Annotated in this window: 23 protein-coding genes; 1 reads left to right on the top strand and 22 read right to left on the bottom strand. The window is 63.5% G+C overall.

Annotated elements, in window-relative coordinates:
* Nucleotides 1–18: 18 nt before the first annotated feature.
* From ACI766_RS12585 to ACI766_RS12500, 18 genes are all read right to left on the bottom strand, one after another.
* Nucleotides 19–429, bottom strand: a complete 411-nt coding sequence (locus tag ACI766_RS12585) for a hypothetical protein (RefSeq protein WP_023116958.1) — start codon at nt 427–429, stop codon at nt 19–21.
* Nucleotides 426–3,698 (bottom strand): tape measure protein, encoded by a 3,273-nt coding sequence (locus tag ACI766_RS12580; RefSeq protein WP_412828505.1) that lies wholly within the window; start codon nt 3,696–3,698, stop codon nt 426–428. Before ACI766_RS12580 ends, ACI766_RS12585 begins: the two co-directional genes overlap by 4 nt.
* A 216-nt stretch (nt 3,699–3,914) precedes the next feature.
* Nucleotides 3,915–4,355: an RICIN domain-containing protein gene (locus ACI766_RS12575; protein WP_014602839.1), complete on the bottom strand. Its 441-nt coding sequence runs from the start codon at nt 4,353–4,355 to the stop codon at nt 3,915–3,917.
* A 232-nt stretch (nt 4,356–4,587) separates the two neighbouring features.
* Nucleotides 4,588–5,334: a hypothetical protein gene (locus ACI766_RS12570; protein ID WP_019682368.1), complete on the bottom strand. Its 747-nt coding sequence runs from the start codon at nt 5,332–5,334 to the stop codon at nt 4,588–4,590.
* 27 nt (nt 5,335–5,361) lie between these two features.
* On the bottom strand, nt 5,362–5,562 hold the full coding sequence (locus tag ACI766_RS12565; RefSeq protein WP_019396971.1) for a hypothetical protein: 201 nt from the start codon (nt 5,560–5,562) through the stop codon (nt 5,362–5,364).
* 50 nt (nt 5,563–5,612) lie between these two features.
* Nucleotides 5,613–6,050, bottom strand: coding sequence for a hypothetical protein (locus tag ACI766_RS12560; protein ID WP_019682367.1), 438 nt, complete (start codon nt 6,048–6,050; stop codon nt 5,613–5,615).
* Nucleotides 6,047–6,328, bottom strand: a complete 282-nt coding sequence (locus ACI766_RS12555) for a hypothetical protein (protein ID WP_023125698.1) — start codon at nt 6,326–6,328, stop codon at nt 6,047–6,049. The genes ACI766_RS12560 and ACI766_RS12555 overlap by 4 nt, the downstream gene beginning before the upstream one ends.
* A gap of 29 nt (nt 6,329–6,357) precedes the next feature.
* Entirely contained in the window at nt 6,358–7,353 is a 996-nt protein-coding gene (locus tag ACI766_RS12550) for a major capsid protein (protein ID WP_014602838.1), read from the bottom strand.
* 66 nt (nt 7,354–7,419) lie between these two features.
* Nucleotides 7,420–7,782 carry a head decoration protein gene (locus tag ACI766_RS12545; protein ID WP_014602837.1) on the bottom strand — a complete coding sequence of 121 codons (363 nt, stop codon included), beginning with the start codon at nt 7,780–7,782 and terminating at the stop codon, nt 7,420–7,422.
* Nucleotides 7,779–8,975, bottom strand: a complete 1,197-nt coding sequence (locus ACI766_RS12540) for a head maturation protease, ClpP-related (RefSeq protein ID WP_014602836.1) — start codon at nt 8,973–8,975, stop codon at nt 7,779–7,781. The genes ACI766_RS12545 and ACI766_RS12540 overlap by 4 nt, the downstream gene beginning before the upstream one ends.
* Entirely contained in the window at nt 8,972–10,447 is a 1,476-nt protein-coding gene (locus tag ACI766_RS12535) for a phage portal protein (RefSeq protein ID WP_412828504.1), read from the bottom strand. Before ACI766_RS12535 ends, ACI766_RS12540 begins: the two co-directional genes overlap by 4 nt.
* Nucleotides 10,447–10,671, bottom strand: coding sequence for a gpW family head-tail joining protein (gpW, locus tag ACI766_RS12530; protein ID WP_015648941.1), 225 nt, complete (start codon nt 10,669–10,671; stop codon nt 10,447–10,449). Before gpW ends, ACI766_RS12535 begins: the two co-directional genes overlap by 1 nt.
* 15 nt (nt 10,672–10,686) lie before the next feature.
* Nucleotides 10,687–12,615: a phage terminase large subunit family protein gene (locus ACI766_RS12525; protein ID WP_014602834.1), complete on the bottom strand. Its 1,929-nt coding sequence runs from the start codon at nt 12,613–12,615 to the stop codon at nt 10,687–10,689.
* Complete coding sequence (locus ACI766_RS12520; RefSeq protein ID WP_031627904.1) at nt 12,587–13,132, bottom strand: terminase small subunit; 546 nt, start codon at nt 13,130–13,132, stop codon at nt 12,587–12,589. The genes ACI766_RS12525 and ACI766_RS12520 overlap by 29 nt, the downstream gene beginning before the upstream one ends.
* A 214-nt stretch (nt 13,133–13,346) precedes the next feature.
* Complete coding sequence (locus ACI766_RS12515) at nt 13,347–14,084, bottom strand: hypothetical protein (RefSeq protein WP_015648943.1); 738 nt, start codon at nt 14,082–14,084, stop codon at nt 13,347–13,349.
* Nucleotides 14,081–14,344, bottom strand: a complete 264-nt coding sequence (lysC, locus tag ACI766_RS12510; protein ID WP_216567540.1) for an Rz1-like lysis system protein LysC — start codon at nt 14,342–14,344, stop codon at nt 14,081–14,083. Before lysC ends, ACI766_RS12515 begins: the two co-directional genes overlap by 4 nt.
* A gap of 285 nt (nt 14,345–14,629) precedes the next feature.
* The gene (locus tag ACI766_RS12505) at nt 14,630–15,247 is read right to left on the bottom strand and encodes a glycoside hydrolase family 19 protein (protein WP_014602830.1); all 618 of its coding nucleotides are present in this window, start codon (nt 15,245–15,247) and stop codon (nt 14,630–14,632) included.
* Nucleotides 15,244–15,579: a phage holin, lambda family gene (locus ACI766_RS12500; protein ID WP_003119044.1), complete on the bottom strand. Its 336-nt coding sequence runs from the start codon at nt 15,577–15,579 to the stop codon at nt 15,244–15,246. The genes ACI766_RS12505 and ACI766_RS12500 overlap by 4 nt, the downstream gene beginning before the upstream one ends.
* 305 nt (nt 15,580–15,884) lie before the next feature.
* On the opposite strand from ACI766_RS12500, the gene ACI766_RS12495 reads away from it, so the two are divergent.
* Nucleotides 15,885–16,580, top strand: a complete 696-nt coding sequence (locus tag ACI766_RS12495) for a type II toxin-antitoxin system HicB family antitoxin (RefSeq protein ID WP_014602828.1) — start codon at nt 15,885–15,887, stop codon at nt 16,578–16,580.
* A 101-nt stretch (nt 16,581–16,681) separates the two neighbouring features.
* Here the strand turns inward: ACI766_RS12495 and ACI766_RS12490 are convergent, their stop codons facing one another.
* From ACI766_RS12490 to ACI766_RS12475, 4 genes are read right to left on the bottom strand one after another with little or no spacing between them, the layout of a single operon-like run.
* Nucleotides 16,682–17,551: a hypothetical protein gene (locus ACI766_RS12490; protein WP_015648946.1), complete on the bottom strand. Its 870-nt coding sequence runs from the start codon at nt 17,549–17,551 to the stop codon at nt 16,682–16,684.
* Nucleotides 17,552–17,579: 28 nt separating this feature from the next.
* Nucleotides 17,580–18,023 (bottom strand): RusA family crossover junction endodeoxyribonuclease, encoded by a 444-nt coding sequence (locus ACI766_RS12485; RefSeq protein ID WP_412828503.1) that lies wholly within the window; start codon nt 18,021–18,023, stop codon nt 17,580–17,582.
* Entirely contained in the window at nt 18,016–18,771 is a 756-nt protein-coding gene (locus tag ACI766_RS12480; protein WP_010793143.1) for a replication protein P, read from the bottom strand. Before ACI766_RS12480 ends, ACI766_RS12485 begins: the two co-directional genes overlap by 8 nt.
* Nucleotides 18,674–19,567: a hypothetical protein gene (locus tag ACI766_RS12475; RefSeq protein WP_124092260.1), complete on the bottom strand. Its 894-nt coding sequence runs from the start codon at nt 19,565–19,567 to the stop codon at nt 18,674–18,676. Before ACI766_RS12475 ends, ACI766_RS12480 begins: the two co-directional genes overlap by 98 nt.
* Between the last annotated feature and the right edge of the window lie 49 nt (nt 19,568–19,616).

The raw sequence follows: 19,616 nt of genomic DNA, 5'->3' as shown, positions 1-19,616 counted from the left end.
CCGAGGCGGGGTGTGGGATCAAGGGTCGGGGGTGGGCGGTGCCGAGGGCGGCGCTACGGTAAGCAGCCGCAACGTCACCAGGTAGTCGGCGTCCGGACCGGGGTTGACCTCGCGGAACAGCGGTTCGGCTTCCAGCGGCGCCCCTTCGGCGCGGTTGAAGATCACCGAGAACTCGCGGCCGTCTGGCAGCACCAGCGGCATGACCCGCAGGCGCTGGTCGCGCAGCACCTCCAACTGCCGCACGACCCACAGCGGCGTCCATACCCCTCCCCCGGAACGCAGTGTGATCGGGCGTCCATGCAGCTTGGTGCCTTCCTGCACCAACAGCGCGCCGGTCAGGGAGCGTTCCTGCTCTTGTGCCACCGCATCCCAGGTGAACTCGTCCACCCACTCGAACTGGTCGCCCAGTTCCACCGCATCGAGCCTCATCGGCCGGTCCTCATGCTGGCCTGCTCGAGCACGCCGAGCAGGTTGGTTTCGTCCTGTTCGCTGGCCACCGCCACGTCAACGGCTCCCCGCGGCGTCTCGAAACGAACGACCCGGGGCGGAGGACTCGACACCGGCGACGAGGCAGGCGGCGCCGCCGCGGCCTTGGCGGCGCTCTGCTCGTCCACCCGCTTCTGCTGCTCCTCTCGCTGCCGCTTGGCATCCGTCTCGGCCTGGATCTGCTGCAGGGTGGCCAGCGCCGTCATCAGGTTCTGCACCGCGTTCATGTCGCCGCTGCCCTGGGCCTCGGCCAGTTGCTGCTGCAACTCGGCGCGGCGGCTGTTGAACCGGCTGCGATCCACGGCCTCCTGCTCGCCGCGCAGCCCCGCCAGTTCCTCGCGCAGGCTGACCAGCGTCGACTTCGAGCCTTCCTTGAGTTGCTGGATCTTCTGATTGGCCGCCTCGATTGCGCTCTCCAGTTGCCGCATGTCCGAATCGTTCAGCAGGCTGAGGCCATTTCGAGCGCCCTTGGCCGCCGACACGAAGTCGCCCAGCTTCATGATCCCGCGCTCGTAGTCGTCCATCAGGCTCTGCAAGCTGCGCTTCTGCTCCAGGTACGCCGCCTGGATCTCCAGGCTGGCCCGCTGGGTATCCATCGCCCAGCGCCCGAAACCGCTCATGCCCACGCCCGACTCGGCCTTGATCCGGGCCAGTTGCTCACTGACCTTGGCCAGGGAGCGCGAAGTGGCGTCCAGGCTGCTGGTGTCGATGCTGAGATCGACGGTGGAGATCCCACGCATCGCATCGAAGGCGTTCAGCGCTTCCTGGCTCAACTGCGCCACGCCCTGCCGCGCGGTGCTCAACACCCCACCGAAGAACCCTTCGAAGGCGCCCATGTCGTCCTTCGTCGACGCTACTCCCTTGCGGGTCGCCTCCATCGATTCGCCAATGGCCTTGCGCTGGTCCGAGAGCGATTTGGCCGCCTTGTCCGAGGACTCCGCGACCGCCTGCATACCCTTGGCGCCCTCCTCGCCGGCCGCCTTCAGTTCCTTGATCTTGGCGGACAGCTTGGTCTGTTCCTGGTTGAACTCCCGCGCGCTGATCGTGCCGTCGTTGTACAGCCGGCCCAGCGCCGTCCGGATGTTCTGGATATCGACCGTGGTCTTCGCGCTGCTGATCGCGTCCTGGACCTGCTTCAAGTTCTCCAGGCCGGTACTGAGGTCAGACACCCCCAGGGCGGCGCCGCTGGCGGTCGACTTCAGTTCGGTCAGCTTCGCGTTGAGGACACCGGCGCCGTTCGCATACTCCTGCTGGCTCAGCGTGCCGGCCTGGTAGGCCTTGAGCATTTCCCCCTGCAGGGCGGTCAGTTGCTCGGTGGTCTTGGCCGCGCTGATCTGGTCCAGGGCATTCTGCAGGCTGGTCACCGCCTGCACCGACTCGGCGGCCGCGCTCTTCGCACCCGCCTTCAGGTCGGTGAAGGTGTCGGTGATCGCCTGGCTCTGCTGCTGTGCGGCGGAGGCGATGGCCGTGGTGCTGGTGTCCCAGGCATCCGCGATATCCTGCGCGTCCTGCTGGATCTGCTGGCGAAAACCCTCGCTCATGCTGCTGAGCAGGTCGTGGACGCCGGCGACGGAACTGCGGATGCGCTCTCCACCCAGCGCCGCCGATATCTTCTCCGCCACCTTCTCGATGCCGGCGACCATCAGCGACAGGGTGCCGGTCCAGGCCAGAGCGATAGCGCTGATGCCCGAGGTGACACCGTTGAACAACGTCCGGAACGGCGCGATGAACAGTTGCACCCGCGAGGCCATGTCGTCCAGCTGGGTGCTGAAGCTGCTAAGCCAGGCCGAGGTCTTGTCGATCAGGGTGCCGAAATCGACGTCGGCCAGGCGCTTGATGAAACGCTCGACCCATTCCGAGCCCTGGACGAAGGCATCCGACAACCCCTTGGCCAGCGTGTCGAGGCGCCCGTCCTGGTCCATCTGCGCGATGGTATCGCCCAGTTCCTTCAGCTTGTTCTTGACGTGGTCCAGCGCGCCAGCGTTGGCAATGCGGTTGAGAAAGTCGGCCGCAGTGTCGCCGAGGTTGCTGACCAGACCGGTCAGGGTGCTCATGGCCTTCGCAGCGGCCCCTTCGGAGCTGCGCCCCATTTCGTCGACCAGCGCCTTGATGACGTCCCGGCCAAGCTTGCCCTTGCTCGCCAGATCCTGCAGCTGCGCGGCATTCTTGCCGGTGACCTTGGCCAGCATGTCCCACACCGGCACTCCACGCTCGACCAGTTGCAGGATCTCCTCGGTCTGCAGCTTCTGCTTCGCCCAGGCCTGGCCGACTGCCGTCGTGATGCCCTCCAGGCGCTCCATGCCGCCGCCCAGCTTCTCCGACTGGTCCTCGATCGCTTTCAGCGACCCATCCATCGGGTCCAGGCCGTAGGCCTTCAGCAGCGCGAAGGCGTCGGTGACGTCGCCCAACTGAAGCGGCGTGTCCTTGGCAAAGGTCTTGATCCAGGCGGTTGCCCGCTCCCCCTCGGCAACCGAGCCCATCAGCGACGTAAGCCGGTTCTGCAGGTTCTCGAACTGGTCGCCGGTGGTCAGCATCGAGACGATGCCATCACGCACCAGGCCGATTCCTCTGCGCACCAGGTTCAGCGCCGCCTGGATGCCGACGAAGGCTGCGGCGTAAGCGGCTGCCTGGCGAACGCCGGACGACATGGCCTCGCGCAGCGCCGTCACGCGCGAGGTGTGGCCAGCCGCCTCCCGCGCCGCTCGCATCTGCGCGCGTTCCAGCTCGCGGATCTCGCGGCTGTTCTGCGCGATGCTCTCGCGGGTGTTGTCGACCACCGACGCCAGCCGCCGCTCCTCGTTGGCAAGCTGCCCGGTATCCACGCCCGCCGCCCGCGCCGCACGTTGTTGCTCAGCGTGCCGAGCGGTCAGTTGGTCAAGGGTCCGACGCAGACCCGCTGCGTCCCGCTCCGCGATCTGCAGGGACACGGCCAGGCCCCGGCTCCCAGGGTTGCGGTCCAACGCCTCGCGCAGGTCCGCAATGGTACGGTCCACCCGCTGCACCGACGTCTGCGTCTGCGCAATGGCGCGCTCGGTAGTTCCGAGCGTGGTCACCAGACCGCGGGCACCCTTCGCATCGTCCAACTGCCGGTTCAGGTTCGCCGCCGTGGTGCGCAGCCCTTCCAGCGCCTCGGTCGACTGCTGGGCGGCGGGCGAGAGTTCGTCCCGGCCGCGAAGAACGAACTGGATCAGGCGCTGCATTGGGCTCGCCATAAGAATCTCCGGACAATAAAAAACCCGCCATATGGCGGGTTAAGATCAGAACTGGCTATTACTAGCTAACTCTCTTGAGCCACAAAAAATTACGCCCCACTAAAAGTCTCTGAATGACACAACTTCGTCCCAACAGAGAAACCAAGAACTTACTTACAAACCATTTAAAAGAGCCTCCAGCATGGAAATACTGGAGGCTCTATAAAGGCTAATTTTTTAGAAGTCAGCCTTCGCGAACGAGAGTCGCTGCGGGATCCATTGCTGAGCCTGCGAACCGTTGAACTCGTAGAGCCAGATCGGGTTGCCGTCTTTAGTTACACGATTCTGGTTGTCGATACAGAGCCCCGGTTCGGGGACGCTCAAGATGTAGAGCGGTTTCGTCACCATATCGAAGCGTTGGCTCTTCGAACTCGAATTCACGACAGCCAGCGTCAGGATATTCTGTGGCGAAACCTTCCCACCCTGCGGGTCAATCGCCAACTGGCCGCCGCTCGAGTTCAGGGTGATCACCCCTGTGTCCTGATCGACATCCCAAAGGATGAAGCGATATGGCGTGCCTTGCGCTTTCCGCAGTACGACTTTGGCGCCGGACTGCTCATCGGAAACACCCAGCACATAATCCTTATCTTGTGCATATTGGAACAAATAAGTACCCATTTGCGATGCTCCTTGCATAGCGAATAGTTATGAGCCCTACACTCGACAGGCAGGGCCACCGAGCCGTTTCCAGGCTCGCAGAACTAAACCTAGCCAATTATAAATAAGACACCCCTACCAGAAATATGGGGGTTAACACCAAATAACAGCAATACCTGGGCGCCCTATTTATATTCGCAATATTGGAGAGATTTTATATTACCTCTCTAAAAGTAACTTTTTATTTCCATTCTTATCCTGCCAGATCCATCTGGCAGAACTTGGAAATGTCGGTCGCGGTCACGCGCGAATCTGCGAGCAGTTCCGCCGGGCCGGTGAGTTTGGCGTACTCCTGGCCCAGCACCGCCAGTTCCTGCAGGAGGCCGAACTTGACGCGGCGAGGACGCAGCGCGAACGGCTCGCCCGACTGCGCGTCGTTCAGGCCAGCGATGTACAGCTCCAGCTCCTTCTGCGAGCCGTTGAGCATATGCACCGCCCGGCTCGGGCGCGGTGTGTAGCTGACCTTGATGCCGGTTGCATCGATCTTGCCGCCGCTCAGCACCTGGATGCCGTGGGGTACCAGCAGGTAGTCGGTGCCCGGGGCCACCTCGACGTCCCCCGCGGTCTTCACCGTCACGGGCTTGGTCAGGTCCGGCAGGTACTTGAACGGGATCAACTCCAGCGCAACCCCCTGAGAAGTATGCGCCTCGTCGGTGATCGCGGCGGTAGGCGCCACCTGGATGGTGGAGCGCGTCACCAGGGCGACATTCTCGGCGGTCAGGTCGAACATTCCGATGGAGGACGTCACGTCGGTGACGCGCTCGCGGACGTTGCTGTTGCCGCCGCCTCCCATGTAGTTGGGCAGCGTCTTGCGGTCGGTGGCGAAGCTGATGTTGAAGGTGTCGCAGTTGCCGAGCGGCAGGAACGGTTCCTGCGATCCGTACAGGCGGGCATGGATGATGCCCTCGCCGATGAACGAGCGGTCGATGGTCTGGAGCATGGGGCTCTCCTGATGGGTTCGGGTGGGTTACTTCTGGTCGCCGCCGGTCGGCTCGGCGGTGGCTGCCGGAATCGGCGCCTTGGCCTTGGCCTCGGTGGCGTAGCCCTTGCCCAGGGCATGGGCAGCTACGGCGGCGGTAACGCTGATGGCGCCCTTCGACGCCGGGTAGTGGGTCGCGTCGAGCCCCTCGCGGTAGTTGAACGGCCTGGTAACGATGATCTCGGGCATGGAGCCCTCCGGAAATGTAGAGGCCGCCCGGAGGCGGCCTGGTGGATGGGTTACAACTGCTGCGAGTAGCTGACCTGCAGAGGGATGGCTCGATAGGCCCAGCGCCGGCCGGGCTCGGGCAGGCGCACAGCGGATGCCGGAAAATCGACACGCACCAGGCCGGGCACCGTCAGCCCGGCCTTGTGGCCCTTGAGCACCCGCTTGATCGCCAGGCGCGCCTCGCGCAACGCCTGGACAGCGTCCCTGCCGCGCGCCATCGGGACGATGTTCACGGTCCACTCCTCCACGACACTGCCCGGCGACCGGTCTCGTTCCACGGTGTCCCCTTCCTGCAGGATGATCAGCCGTTCGGGCTCGTCGCTGTCCTCGGCATCGAGCACCCCGGCCACCCAGTCCTCACGGACGGCGTCGCCGAACGCCGGTACCACGGCCAGCAGGTCCAGCAGTTGGCCGATGACCGCGGTCTGTACATCGATCACGTCGCTCATTCGGGCACCACGTAGAAAGTGATCCAGTCGCCGTCGTCGGCATGGATGCCGTCGATGCGCCAGACCTGGCCATCGGAATCGAGGAACGCCCCCTTTCGATCAAGGGGCTGCAACACTGCCTTGCGGCACGCAATGGTCCGGTACCGATCCAGGGCGCCGGCCTCCATGCGCTCAACACCTTCCTCAACGATCACCGCAGCATTGCCGACCTGCCGGCCAGAGCGGTCCAGGTAGCCAAACTCACCATCGCCGAGGACGTCGGCGATGATCTCGTCCATGTCGGCGACCAATTGGACAAAGCCAGCCACTACTTCACCAACTTGATGACTGCGCGAGGGCGGGTGCAAATATGCAGAGGGTTCGACTGCGCTTCGCCAGCCACGCCCTTGTTGAACGGCATGACCTCCTGCTTGGCGTAATACGGCAGGCCCAGGGTGTTGACGGTCTCCATGTAGTTGGCCGGCGCGAAGATGCTCAGGAACAGCTCCGGCACTCCGATAGGCACAAGCCGTGCCTCATCATCTGGGATGAAGGAGCGACCGCCCACCTTGCCGCGGTAGCGCTCCCAGATCACGCCGCCAAACTCAAACTCCTCGCGTGCATCACCGCGCAGTTGGGAGGCCTGCATGGTGTTGAGGTAGGTCTCCTCCACCGACTTGTGGGTGATCAGCGCATTCCAGAAGTTCTTCCCACAAAGCGCGCGCGAGCCGCTGCTGGGGATGTTGCCCAGGGCATCCTCCTGCGCGTCCAGTGCTTCGCCGGCCTTCAGGCGTACCTTGGTGGTCGCGCTACCTAGCTCCATCTGAACGACCTGAGCACTGATACCGAAGCGGTCGTAGAGGTCGAGCAATACAGTGCTGCCGTCGGCATCGAGGATGGTACCGAGCACCGCGCCCATCCGCTGGTGCTCGTGAGTGGCGTCGAGCTGGCGACGCATCTTGCCCAGGCGCTTGTTCACCACGTCCTGCACAGCCTGCAATTCGGTTTGCTCGCCAAAGGCGCGAATGCCTTGGATCTCGTCGGCCAGGATGGTGAAGGTCTGTGGCAAGTGCACATTGTTGAACGGAATCAGCACGCGCTTGCTGCCAGTGACCACCAGGCCCGGCGCGCCGCGATCGGCGGCCGGCACCAAGTGTAGGGTGTCTCCGTCCTTCTCGATCTGCTGGGTGATGGTGGTGCTGCCCTCTTCCTCGAAGAGTCCCAGAGCCGCCAGACGGCCAGGCACCTCGGGGGCTTCGTTGATCGCAGCGGTGAGGGACGAGACGCTGAACGCCTCGTCTTCGAAGACGTTGATGTCAGCCATTGTTTACTCCATAGAAAATGAAAAGCCCCGCGGGTGCGGGGCTTCGGGAGGACTCAAAGGGGCCGGTCAGTACGGCGTACCGGTGCGGACAATGAGGTTGCGGGCCTTGAGGTCGCCACGGGCAGCGTCGTTCAAACCCGTCAGCGCCACATCGATCACCTCGGCCAGACGAGCAATCACGGTCACCGCCTGAGGATCGGGCGAGGCCGGCTTGGGCGCATACAGGATCGCCACCGCCACCTCGGTGCCATCTGTGGCCGCATCGTCGTAGGGCGCGTATTGGCCCGACGCCGTGACGATACCCAGCACCTGGCCGGCTGGCAGGGCCTTCGCGGTAGCGGCCAGGGTCACCTGTTCGCGGGAAATGGAACCGGCCCCCTCCGAGAGGAGGAACTCACCGGCGTGAAAGCCTTCGGTTTTGGTCATCATGCTTCTCCTTTCGAAGCCTTGGGTTTAGCGGTTTGGGCAGCCCGACGCGCGGCGTACACCTTCGACGGCGTCGCAGCCCTGGCCTTGCTGGGGGGCGTCGGATCATCCTCGAGCGGCGGGGTGTTGATGATTTCGCCGAAGCCGTTGCCAGCCAGCTTGTCGAACAGCCTGGCGCGTACGGCGTCTGGTTCGAGGCCAGCTTTCACATAGTCGGCGGCAAGTTCCGGCAGGCGCGCACTGACGCACAGATCGCGGACCGCCTTGGCCCGGGTGACCGCTGCATCAATGCTCGCCTCGTCTTTCAGGTTTCCTGCCAAGGTCAGAGCCTCCACGAGGTTACGGATACCGGCCTCCGAGCAGCTACGGATAATCCGTGCTGCCAGGGCGGCGGCAGTGGGCTGGGTTACAGGGGGTTCGGGATCAGGTTCAAGAACAGGGTCCTCTGTCGGTGCAGGTGTATCGCTCAGCGGCGGCTTATCGAGTTGAGCAAGCAGCGTCTGGGGAGTATTGCGGTATTTGCGCAACGCACCGCCATCGCCCACCACCGCCTTCACAGCCACCCCGTCCAGCACCTCGTCGCAGAAACCAAGCGTCGTGGCTTCACTCGCCGTCAGCCAGGTCTCGTCCTTGATCATCTGCCGGAGCTCACCATCGTCGATCTCGGGCGCCTTGCGCTTGTAGGAGGCGACGATGGCTTCCAGCGTCTGGTCCAGCACCTCGGCCACCTTGCGCAGATCGTCGGCATCGCCGCCGGCCCAGGTCCAGGGGTTGTGGATCATCAGCATGGAATTGGAAGCCATCTCCAACCGATGCGCGCCGCAGGCCGCCACGCTTGCCGCACTCGCCGCCAGTGCATCGATGCGGGCGGTACAGCGCTCGCCCAGGCGGTTGAGCACGTTGTGGATCGCCAGTCCGTCGAATAGGTCGCCACCAATGGAGTTGAAAGCCACCAGCACTGGCGAAGAACCATCGTCGACGGCCTTCAGGTCCTGGATAAACTGGTTGGCCGTGATCCCCCAAGTACCAATCTCACCGTAGATGTAGACCTCGATGGCCTGGTCCGGCTCACCCTCGGCTGCAGCCTTAATGCGGTACCAGGTCTCGTCCTGGGGCGCCGGTACATCCGGGATCTTGTTGAAAATGTGCAGGCCGAGTGCAAGCGCCTGCGCACGAAGCGCTGATTGTTCGGTCATGGTGTTTCCTCATCGGCGGGATCCGGCGACCCCGGAGCCGTTGTGTAGTTGAGACCAAGCACGTGGGCACGTGTCTGGTCTGCCGCGTTTTCTTCGTCGATGGTTTCCGCGTCATAGCCCTTGCGCAGCACTACCTCGCTACGCGAGGCCAACCCCGCCTGGATCTCTAGAACCTTGCCCTGCACGTCCTGCACTGGGTGGATGTAGTCCCACCCCTGGGGCACCCAGCGAGTGCGCAAATACTCGCGCCGTCGGCGTGCGTAGTCGGGTAGATCCAAGGCACCGGATAAGTACGCCATGTCCATCCACGCCGCCCTCACCGGTCGACAAAGCTGGTGGATGTAGACGCTGAACTGAAGCTGTTCCAGGCGCCGGCGAAACTCGTTGAGCACTACCCTGATCACCCGGTCATTTACGTTCCTCAGATCGCCGGTGAACAGCTCGTAGGGCACTCCAGTTCCCATCGCCGCAGCCTGGAGTTGCTGCCGCATGAAGTCCGGATAGTTGTTACCAGCCTCCGGCGGCTTGGAGAACTCTACTTGCTCGCCTGGCAGCAACTCCTGCATGGTGCCCGGCTCCAATCCCACCATCGGCGTGAAGCCGTCACCGTCCATACGCACCGGTCCACCGTTGATGGGATCGATGGGAGGCAAGTCGCCTGGGCTCGGCCGAGTAATGAATCCGGCGAACAGATTGGCTACCTCCTGGCGGAACAGCACCGCATCGTCGAAGTTGTCCAACGAGCGCAGCCGCAGTAGAACCCGAGACAGTCGGGGAACCCCCCGCAACTGTCCTGCCTCCAACGGCTCGAAGACGTGTAGTACCTCGCTGGCCGGCACCCGCACCAGTTGGTTGTAGCCCGCCGCCATCACTGCGCTGTCGCCGGGGTGACGCCGATACATCCAGTACGCCACCCGCTTGCCCAGGGCGTTGAACTCAATGCCGGCCCGGATCAAATTACCGTTGCGTGCCAGCTCGTTCTTCTCGACCGGAACGAACTCGGCAGGCAGCAATTGCAACTGCAACGGCACGGCTAGGTCGTCCTCCGGCCGCCTCGGGCGCAGACGAATAAAGCACTCGCCGCTCTCCTCGACCATTCGCGCCGCCAGTGCCTGCTGTCCATAGAAGTCGGTCCGCTCGTCGGCATCCGACTCGTCGGTCCAGTCCAGCCAGAGCTCCAGCAGCAACCGCCGCAGCGCCTTGTCCTGAATCGTCGGCATTGGCACGATGCCGGAACCAATGAGGTTGCTCACCCGTGTGTCGATCGCACCACCCGCGTAGGGGTCGTTGCGCGTCGCAGCTCGGGAGCGCTTGCGTAGCAGTGGCAGTGCAGGGAGCGACAAGGTATTGATCGAGCCCGGCGGCGCATCCCAGCTCTGCGCGCGGCGGCCTGTACCGGCACCGTCATAGCTGTTCTTAATCCGGTCTGGAAGCATGAAGCCCGCCCGGGTCAGATGAGGATACCTGGCCATCACACCCCCTTCCCGGCAGGGTACAGCCGACACACCCGGGAGCGCCGACCACTGAGCGCCGACTCCTGTCCCGCATCTGCCACGTACTGGCTTTCCAGCATCCGCAGACTCGCCAACTGCGCGCGCTCAAGCTTGCGACCATCCTTGGTGATGGTCTGCCCCTTGGTGAGAATGTCATGGATGGCCGCGCGCACATCCGCCAACCGTTGCTGCGCTTCGGTCATATCCGCCTCGCGTGGTTATCGACGTTGTTTCAGATAGCCGCTGCCGGAGCTGCGGCGTTTGGTGGTCGGGACCGATGGTGCAGTGGAAGTGGTGGGCGGCGTATCGAGGACCAGGCCGAAGCGCTGCTGGGCGACTCGCAGCATTGCCAGAGCGCCGACGGCGCAGTCCAGTGCCTCGTTCCGGCGCCCCTTCGCGTCCCAGCGATACACGCGCTGGCCCTTCTCGATCTTCATCACCTTGGTTTCGGCAGTGAGCTGCTTCAGTTCGCTCTCATCGCAGATCGCGTCGCTGGCTGGCAGATGCATCACGCCGGGGAGAACCTTGCCTGGCTCGGGCTGAAGCTTCAGACGGCTGTAGATCAGCTCCTTGGCGTTGTCCGTACCGATCATCGTCAGGTAGACGCCAGCCTTGTTCTTGTTGTTGGGGAACATTGCAATGGGCTTGCCGTAGACGTTGTGCCCCTTGGTCGGGATGACCCACAACAGGCCGTGCTTCTTGCTCTCCTCGTACACCTCGTCGGTGTAGTGACCGCCGGAGTCCCATCCCCAGAGCGCAACGCGCATGCTCACACCGTCTTCGCGCTGGTACTGCTGGTGGAGCTTGAGCCCGACCTTCCGGCGCAACTCGGCGCTAGCCGGGTCGCCCTGCAGAATCCAGCGGTCGACCAACCAACCTTCCTCGCCCGCCGCCCAGGCCCAGATGCGCGCCTCGTAGCGATCGTCCTGGGTGTCGATGAAGCCGGTCAGAGCGGCTACGCGCGCGGGCAGGTGCTGCCAAATCTCGCGCCGACCATAGAGGTTCTCCCACTCTAGCTTTTCGCCCTGGTCACCCTCCCAGGTTTCGCCCAAGGTGGTGTTGACGAAGGTGATCAGCTTTTCGCGGTCGCCCTTCACGTTCAGCCAGTCGCCGACCATGTCGAGCCAGGTGGTGAAGACGCTGTACGCGGTCCAGATGTGGAAAGTGACAGAGCGAGGCGTACGGGCTGGCTCGCCGTCGGCCTTGAACCAATCCATGGAATCGTGCGTCCAGAGGCCGGTCCGCTCACAAATCCAGCGGCCATCGTTCGCAGCCTCTACCGCCTCGTGATACTCGATCACGCAGCCGTTGTGCTCGCAGGTGTACCAGGCCTTCTCCGCCTCACCCAGCGCGTTGGTCTCGTATTTGATGCCGAACGAGCAGTCCTTGCCGCCCCACTTCAGGAACTGTTCTCCGTGGCAATGCGGGCAGCGGATGTGAAAGCGCATGAAATGCGGCGACTCTTCAGCAGCCTTTGTGATCTGGCACTCGCCCACCGTCCCCGGTGTGGAACCGCGGATCGACTTCTTGAAGGTGGCCCCCTCCAGGCGCTTGTCGCCGAGAAAGGTTGGCGAGCCCTCGCCCTCAATGTCGGCGTCGAATTTCGACAGCTCGTCGTAGATGACCTCGTCGGGCGACTTCTCGCGGTAGTTTCGCGCGGCCTTACCGCCCAGGCACCAGAGCATCTTCTGGTGGCTGAACTTCTTCGCGGCGAGGGTGTTGTCCCGGTGCTTCTTCCCATACCACGGCGCGAGGGCGAGTAAGACCGGAACATCGCGGATGAACGACTCAACGTGCCGCTTCATCAGCTCTTCGGCGTCAGGGTCCGTCGGGCAGTAGCTCAGCACGTTGCGCTTTTTGTGCTGGAGCTTGTAGCCGATGTTCGCCATCAGCATCTTGGTGTAGCCGACCCGTGCAGACTTGATCAGGTTCACCACGCGGATCAGGTCGTTGCCCATCGCGTTCAGGATTCCAACCTGGAACGCTGCGGTTTCCCACTTTCCTTCCTGGTAAGAGGACTCGGACGACAAATAGAAATGCTTGTCCGCCCACTCCACCGCAGTCAGCGGTGGTTCGCGGAATAGGGACTCAAGGCCGAGGCGAACTTGCTTCTGCAGGTCATTCAGCCAAGGACTCGACATATTCATCCAGCATACCCGGGAGTAGATCGCCCAACTCGGAAGCGCGGTTGCGCGCCAGAGCGATCTCTCGCTGCAGCGCCTCGACGTGTCGCACGTCGAGGTCCGGGTGCTTGCGGCGCAACTTCAAGGGCACCGTGTCGAGAATTGAACCAATCTGGGCAGCGATCTTGCCCAGGGCGAAGACCGCAAATTCGGTAGGCACCAGATGCTTGTCGGCGACCAGGTTCTTCTTCTCCTGGGCGTCGGCCTGGGCCGAAGTGAGGCGCAGACGCTCCTGCGTCAGCTTATGTTCTGCCAGCGGGTCGATGCCTTCCGGAACATCACCGTCTGGTTGGTGTTTCCGCTCCGCGAAGTCGAGGCGGTTTTCCAGTACCGAGCGGACGTCATAGAAGGCCTCTCGGCCAATCCTTGCAACCGGCTCGACGCCCCATTTATCAAAGGCTTGCGTGCTTATACCGAGGCTCGTCGCCATCCGGCTTTTGTTGAGCCAGTGAGGCTGCCGAGTGATATCTGGTTTGCTCATAACAACACAACAACCAACCTCAGAATTTGGGCCATACATAGTGGAAAAGCGGGGTTCGAATTACCCTCTCCAAGGGCCACGCTTCAGGGGCCCCCGGTGCTTTACGAGTAGCACGTCACTGCCCCGCTTTTCGCGACACCCCACCTGCAAGTGGCCACCGCCGGCCCGGGTTGAACTAACCCCGCTCCGCCCGGCCAAGCCACCCGCCAACGGTTCAGCGCAACGCTTTCGCCAGGGCCCGCTCGATGTTCGCCTCTAGGCGCGCGTCGTCCTCGGCAACACGCCGAACGACTTCGTGAAATTGGAAGCGCACGCGGTACTGAGGCTGGCGGACGAAGGCGAGGACCATGGTCAACGTCCGTCCACGGCGCTCGGCGATGCCAATCGGTCGGCGGCCACGGTGCATCACGAAGTACGCGAGTTGGTGTCCCCTCGCCAAGGAACGCGCCGACTGGGTGGCGTTTCCTTTGAACCCCGCTCGGTATTCCAGGGCGCCCAGGCCGGAAAGGATCTGGATCATCTGGCCGCGGCTCATGTTGCCGTACTGGTCCAGCCGGGCGCCCTCCGCTGGAACCACGAACATGCCCGCCGGCAGGATGCCCCGGGCCCGGAGGTTCCGCTCCGACGCCTTGTCCACCCTCGGCCCTCCGAAGACCTGGGGAGCTACCCAGTCCTCCGGCGACTGCCCCTTCGAGGCATGGTCCTTTTCGTCCTTCACCCACAAGGCCGCCTCAAGCCGGCGTGAGGTGGCATGCAGGATGCGGATGGCGTTACGGGTGAACGGTGTCGGCCGGTCGAAGACCTGGTCGATTTCCCCGACCAGGGCCTGATTCGCCTGGTTCGCGGTGTGGTTCAAGGCGTCGGCCAACACTTTGTTCGGCAGGTCGCCACCGAGGCCCCGTAGAGACGCCACCGCATCATCGAGATCTCGGGCGGAGATACTGCCTCTCATCGCTCATCCACTCGCTGACGCTCCATGCAGTCCAGGACTTGGACCGCGCACGCTGTCAACGCAGCCTCAACAGCATCGATCGCCGCGGTTGCATCTTCACCGTTCGCTAGCGGCGGACGGCCGGGGAGCCGACACGGCGTCAGCGGGCACTTGGCCTGCTGCGCGGTAGGCGCTGGGATCAGTGGTTTCGGGGCGGGCGTACATCCGGCCAAGGCCAGCAGGGATGCCAGCACGCAGCCAGTTGCGAACAGCCTGGTCATTCTCTTTCAACTCCCGTAACGCCGCAGCATGGCGCGCGCCCTGGACCTCCAGGGCTTGGCCAAGCTGGCGGGTTTGCCGTTCGATCTCGGCGACGCGGCCGAGTTGGCGTTGCTGTTCAGCGAGGACGCCCGCCTGCAGGTCAATCAGTTGCTGGTTGCGGTCACGCTCCTGCGCCGCGACGTCAGCACGTTCCCGCTCTGCGGTCACTTGCAGGCTCAGGCGGTCCATCCGCCACATCATCCCCATCGCAACGAGCGCGACGATCAACCATGGAACCCACCTCATCACACACCCGCCAGCGCTGCGCGCGCCCATTCGAGACGCGCCACTCGATCCTCAGCACCGTTGTAGCCGCCGTTGATCTTCAGAGTGATCCGCTCGAATCGGCCTTGGTCAGCCAGGTCGTTTAAACCCCGCGACTTCCACCACCACCCCGCGGCGATTGCTGCCCAGGTCCGTTGCTCCAGCAGTTCCGGTTGCGCTACCAGTGGCAGCGCCAGGGCACGTGCAGCTTCGGTGTAGTTGTCGCGGCCGGTGATCATGATCAGGCCGCGGCCACGGTATCGATACCCATCGCCCGTATCCGGCGACCCGTTGCCCATCCGGTTTGCGTAGACGCGGTTCGCGATGTGCTCGGGCTGGCGGGCGTACTGCTTCGCCTCTGCCGGCGTGAACCGCTTCGGCCAGGTCGCGAGCAGGCCCTCGGCGGAGTAATTCAGGTTCTCGACCACGCGCTTGAGGCTCTGGCATTCGTGCCCGACTTGGGCCAGGAACATCGCCACCCGCTCAGCCGTGTTGATCTCAAACCGAGCCATGGAGCCGTTGATGTGGTCGACCCAGAGGCCGGCAGTAGAAGCACCGCAGCCGGTAGCGCGGTCGAGTTGATCTGCGGTGATCTTCATTCGCCAGCCCCCCGACGCGGAAACTTCCAGTCGGCGATCCGATCAGCGAACTCGGCGATCTTCTTCACCCCTAGGAAGCCGGTGAACACCCCAGCAGCGGTAGCCATGTTCTGTGGCAGGCCGAACCACTCAAGGACCGGAATCAGGCCCAAGGTAATCAAGGTGCAGAGCGTTGCCTCGAGCAGCGCCTGGCGCCGCGTTCCACCGCCATAGATCACCCGGGTCAGCGCGACCACAAAGGACAGGCCGGCGGCGTACAACTGCGGATAGTGCGCAGACAGCCACGCAAGCAGCGCAGCCCACGTGATGGGGTCTTTGTCGGGCATTTTCATGGTCTCGGATCCCCTCGGCGGGGCGGAAATGAAAAACCCCGCGTGAGGCGGGGTCTGTGAGTAGGTGCGGGCAGGGCTTTTCAAGGGTCCGCACTCCCCGCAGCGCCGAGCGCCGCCCGCAAGAATAAATACCACTTTTCTGTTGTATCACCACAAATTTGTTGTATGATGAACCCATCCAAACAACAGAGACGAGGTGATGAAGTTCAGCGAATTCAGACGACCCGCAAGGCGATCATCAAGCAACTGGGGCTCTAACGAGCCCCCTCGCCTGCTCGCTGAACGATCACCCCGAAGGAGTGACCATGTACGACTATGCAATTCGATTCGAACAGGACGACAGCGCGCCTGGCGTCGCCGTTTTTTGCCGAGACTTGCCGGAGCTGAACAGCTTCGGCGATGACCGCGAACACGCAATCCGCGAGGCGCTGGACGCCATCGAGACGACCCTGTCGCTCTACGTTGATGCGCGCAAGCCGATCCCGGAAGCAACTGCGCCGGAGGAAGGCGAGCACGTCGTCCATCTTCCGGCCGTCACCGTGGCAAAGATCGCGCTGTGGAACGAGATGATGAAGCGCGGAATGCGCAAGTCCGACCTGTGCAAGCTCCTGGGCATCGCCCAGACCCAGGGTGACCGCCTGGTGGACTTCCTGCACAACACCAAGATGGAAGCGCTTGAACAGGCCCTTGCCGCCCTAGACACGAAGCTCAGCGTCCGCACCTATTACGGCAACCAGATGGTCAAGCTCCGGTACATCGCCAATACGGAGCGAGGTCGTGTGCTGGTTATCGGGGGAGACGCTGACCCGAAGGCTCTCCCCCGTCAGTACGAATGGCTGCAGGAACCACCCTGCAGGATCGAGGACACTGTCGACGATTTCGAAGTCGGCGCCAGGTACGCGATGTGGAACGTGGAGGAAGCGGTGAACGCGATCCAGTCACGCGGCTACTTCAGCTTCTGGCTGGAAACAACGTCAGGCCCCCGAAGCGCCACGCGCTGAAACGAAAAACCCCGGCTCGATGGCCGGGGTTTTTGCTTGTTGGGTCGTGCGGGTGCAACTGTGCACAATGGCAAAACGATACCCAAATGCTCTTCAAATCGTCAAGCGACCCGTTTCAGGCGCTCCCGCTGGGCCCAGTAGGCCGCCACGCGGTCGTGGTAGCGCTGATGGACACTGGGGCACTCCAGGATGTCCTCGCCCCACTCCTCCCGGTATGCCTCCCCGTACCGCTTCATCCTCGCCGCCCACCGCGCCAACTCCTGGTCCGACATCCCGCGCAGACGCTCCGCCAGGCGCTGCTGGTGATGCTCCCGGCGCTCGGCGTAGGCCTCGGCGCGCTGCACCGCCACCGCATCCCGGTCGACCTGCTGCCAGCGCCATCCAGAGCCCTTCCGGAACCCGCTCTGCTTCGCCACTACCTCGGCGACCGGCCTCAGCGCCTGGGCGTCGAGCTTGTCGATGTGGCGCGCCAGGCGCTCCCAGGTACTGGCGTAGTCCCGCGCCCAGTTGCCGGGGTCGATCCGGCAGCCGAGGCGCTCCTCGATGAAGAGGCAGACCTCGCCCGGGCGCAGTGTGTCGCGGCCATTGACGGCGCGCTTGTGCGAGTTGATCGCCGCCAGCGCCATCCAGTAAGCCCGCTCGCCCTGGCGCTGAGTCAGTTGGCCGAGGCCGGCGCCGATCCAGACCAGGCCGTGAGCGATCGCCACGTCGTCACCGGTGGCCAGCGGCGAGTACAGCGTGTGGCCGAAGTGCTGCAGCGGCTTCGGCAGCGAGCGGATGGCAGCCTGCACCAGGCCGGCGGCCAGCATGTGGGCGCTACGCCCATTGGTGTCCTTGCAGTCGGGGTGCGTCTCGTTGGCCACCCGGCCCTTCTTGCCCAGCGCGGCCTTGTCGGCCGCCACCGCCAGCACTGAGCTCCGACTCTCGTAGAAGGCGTCGTGCCAAGCCTGGCGCGCGCTGATCAGTCTCATTTCGACTCTCCCCTGTAGTTTCCTGTAGTCACTGCTCGCCCTCGAGGAGAGGGACGACTTTCACTCGCACGCCTGGCGTTTCGCCGTAGCGCTTCCCCACCACCGCCTTCACGACCTGGACGTCGTCCTTCCAGACAACGCCGTTCAGGCCGTCGTAGATCGCCTTGATCACGTTGTCCATGTCGGGCTTCTTGGTGGGGTACAGGCCGCCGGCCAGGGCCAGCGACTTCCGCTTTTTCGACATCGATTGAGGGATGCTCAGCGCGATGTCGAGCTCGACCAGTACCGGGCCCTCGAACAGCGCGCGACCCGCCATGGCCTGCTGTCCGCTGTGTGCGATCAGCCCCTCGTAGTTCGCCGTCTTCGCCGGAGTGAAAATCCTTGCGTGGGCGCCGACGCGACCGATGCGAGGCCTCCCCTTCCCCACCGGCTCGCCGGGTACGGTGAACATCACCGGGCGGAGGTCATGCATCACGGCGCACCTCCGGCGCTTTCCGGCGCATCTTGGCCAGCAGCAGTTCCCGCGCCTGGGCGCCACTGAGACCATCCAGCCCCTGGGCCTGCATCCGGTGGAGCAGTTGCTGCTCGGCAAGCTCATCGGCGCGCTGCAGCTCCGACTTCTGGCTGTCGAGGCCAATCGCCTTGGCGACCTTTCCGTCCAGCGGCTCACCAGCCTCGAGGCGTCGGACCACTACGGCATAGTTATGCTCGAACTCAGCGCGAAGTCGCTTGTCGCCGTACTGGGCCCGACGAAGCTCGAACAGGCCTGTGAGTTCGGCAGCCACCTTCACGACCTTGTGGCTGTAGCGCTGCTCCAAGGCTTCGTACCAGGCGCCCTCGGCGCTCGGCAAACCGTCGATCTTGCGGCACAGCCGCAGGAACTCCTTGAGGCTCGGAGGAAAGTCCTGATCCAGCACCATCCGCTGGAGGCCTCGGTCGACCTGCATGTCGCTCAGGTGCTTGATACCGGTCAGCCAGACTCGCTTGGCGAGCGTCTCCGCACGACGTTCCCCGTAGTGCTTCTCGTACCAAGCCGGATAGCTGGTTTTGAGGGTAGCGAACACGCGTTTCACCGCCCTGCGCGCCTGGGCGTCAAGTTCGACCAGATTCTCGATCTGCGGCTCACCAGTCGTCGTCGTGGAGGATGTCAACAGCGTTGCGCGAACGTCGTGCAGCGGGTCGCTGACGTGCTTGGGCGTTTCGTCCGTCGGTTTGCTCATGGCGGTGCTCCGCATGCGGTGCTGTTGCCATCCGGTGGCGCTCCAGCAAGAGTTCATCGAGAAAATTTCGGTAGTACAGGGGGGAGTCAGGCGGGGCGCCGAGCTTGGCTTCGGCGATCTCCATTGCCGCGAGCATCTGTTCCGCGGTGACACCGCGCTCGACCCAAGAGGCGAACAGCGGCATGGTCCTGGCGGTCTGCACCGCGTGGATCTGGAATCCGCGCTCGCGGATGAAGAACTGGCACCACTGTCCCGCAGTGGCCGGATCGACTGGGCATTCGCGCACGCACGCGTTAGGTACGGTACGGTTATTACCGGATACCGGAAGTAGGTTGCTGCTCGGCACCTGCTCAAGAAATAACCCGGTTGTAGCTTGCCCTTTCGAATCACTAGAACCCCCGTATTCACTGGGGTCAGGCTGACTCTTTGGAGGTTGCTGCTCTGGTTGTAGCTTGGTTGTAGCTTGGTTGTAGCTCTTTTGGTCGGACTGGTCCCGGCGCGCGTGGGGGAACTCAAAAACGAGCGGTCCGATGACCTTAATGGCCCCAAGCTTCTCTAGGCGACGAACCGCTGAGCGCCCCTGCTCACGTGTATACGGTTTCGGTTTCGCGCGGCCAGGTATCGGGTCCACAACGAACCCTTCGCGCAGCACGATTTCGTTGATGAGCGTCTTTTGCCCAGCAATACCAGTGGCGAAGTCCATACGGCGCTTCAAGGCCACATAGAGCTTCAGGAGCTCTGCCGGCTCACCAGCAAGAATCTCCCACTCCGCATCGTTGAGTAGAACAGCGGTCATCTTCGGGCAACCAACAACCTATGGCACACTCCGGCCACAGGCGATCCCA

It is taken from the genome of Pseudomonas sp. DL (assembly GCF_047199225.1).
In the GTDB taxonomy this organism is placed as follows: Bacteria; Pseudomonadota; Gammaproteobacteria; order Pseudomonadales; family Pseudomonadaceae; genus Pseudomonas; species Pseudomonas aeruginosa.
Note: the sequence above shows the minus strand (reverse complement) of the source record. Positions and strands in the feature narration are given on the sequence as shown.

Bases quoted from the DNA above. Each gene is read 5' to 3' on its own strand.
- ACI766_RS12585 (WP_023116958.1), bottom strand. From the start codon at position 429: ATGAGGCTCGATGCGGTGGAACTGGGCGACCAGTTCGAGTGGGTGGAC.
- ACI766_RS12580 (WP_412828505.1), bottom strand. From the start codon at position 3,698: ATGGCGAGCCCAATGCAGCGCCTGATCCAGTTCGTTCTTCGCGGCCGG.
- ACI766_RS12575 (WP_014602839.1), bottom strand. From the start codon at position 4,355: ATGGGTACTTATTTGTTCCAATATGCACAAGATAAGGATTATGTGCTG.
- ACI766_RS12570 (WP_019682368.1), bottom strand. From the start codon at position 5,334: ATGCTCCAGACCATCGACCGCTCGTTCATCGGCGAGGGCATCATCCAT.
- ACI766_RS12565 (WP_019396971.1), bottom strand. From the start codon at position 5,562: ATGCCCGAGATCATCGTTACCAGGCCGTTCAACTACCGCGAGGGGCTC.
- ACI766_RS12560 (WP_019682367.1), bottom strand. From the start codon at position 6,050: ATGAGCGACGTGATCGATGTACAGACCGCGGTCATCGGCCAACTGCTG.
- ACI766_RS12555 (WP_023125698.1), bottom strand. From the start codon at position 6,328: ATGGACGAGATCATCGCCGACGTCCTCGGCGATGGTGAGTTTGGCTAC.
- ACI766_RS12550 (WP_014602838.1), bottom strand. From the start codon at position 7,353: ATGGCTGACATCAACGTCTTCGAAGACGAGGCGTTCAGCGTCTCGTCC.
- ACI766_RS12545 (WP_014602837.1), bottom strand. From the start codon at position 7,782: ATGATGACCAAAACCGAAGGCTTTCACGCCGGTGAGTTCCTCCTCTCG.
- ACI766_RS12540 (WP_014602836.1), bottom strand. From the start codon at position 8,975: ATGACCGAACAATCAGCGCTTCGTGCGCAGGCGCTTGCACTCGGCCTG.
- ACI766_RS12535 (WP_412828504.1), bottom strand. From the start codon at position 10,447: ATGGCCAGGTATCCTCATCTGACCCGGGCGGGCTTCATGCTTCCAGAC.
- gpW (WP_015648941.1), bottom strand. From the start codon at position 10,671: ATGACCGAAGCGCAGCAACGGTTGGCGGATGTGCGCGCGGCCATCCAT.
- ACI766_RS12525 (WP_014602834.1), bottom strand. From the start codon at position 12,615: ATGAATATGTCGAGTCCTTGGCTGAATGACCTGCAGAAGCAAGTTCGC.
- ACI766_RS12520 (WP_031627904.1), bottom strand. From the start codon at position 13,132: ATGAGCAAACCAGATATCACTCGGCAGCCTCACTGGCTCAACAAAAGC.
- ACI766_RS12515 (WP_015648943.1), bottom strand. From the start codon at position 14,084: ATGAGAGGCAGTATCTCCGCCCGAGATCTCGATGATGCGGTGGCGTCT.
- lysC (WP_216567540.1), bottom strand. From the start codon at position 14,344: ATGACCAGGCTGTTCGCAACTGGCTGCGTGCTGGCATCCCTGCTGGCC.
- ACI766_RS12505 (WP_014602830.1), bottom strand. From the start codon at position 15,247: ATGAAGATCACCGCAGATCAACTCGACCGCGCTACCGGCTGCGGTGCT.
- ACI766_RS12500 (WP_003119044.1), bottom strand. From the start codon at position 15,579: ATGAAAATGCCCGACAAAGACCCCATCACGTGGGCTGCGCTGCTTGCG.
- ACI766_RS12495 (WP_014602828.1), top strand. From the start codon at position 15,885: ATGTACGACTATGCAATTCGATTCGAACAGGACGACAGCGCGCCTGGC.
- ACI766_RS12490 (WP_015648946.1), bottom strand. From the start codon at position 17,551: ATGAGACTGATCAGCGCGCGCCAGGCTTGGCACGACGCCTTCTACGAG.
- ACI766_RS12485 (WP_412828503.1), bottom strand. From the start codon at position 18,023: ATGCATGACCTCCGCCCGGTGATGTTCACCGTACCCGGCGAGCCGGTG.
- ACI766_RS12480 (WP_010793143.1), bottom strand. From the start codon at position 18,771: ATGAGCAAACCGACGGACGAAACGCCCAAGCACGTCAGCGACCCGCTG.
- ACI766_RS12475 (WP_124092260.1), bottom strand. From the start codon at position 19,567: ATGACCGCTGTTCTACTCAACGATGCGGAGTGGGAGATTCTTGCTGGT.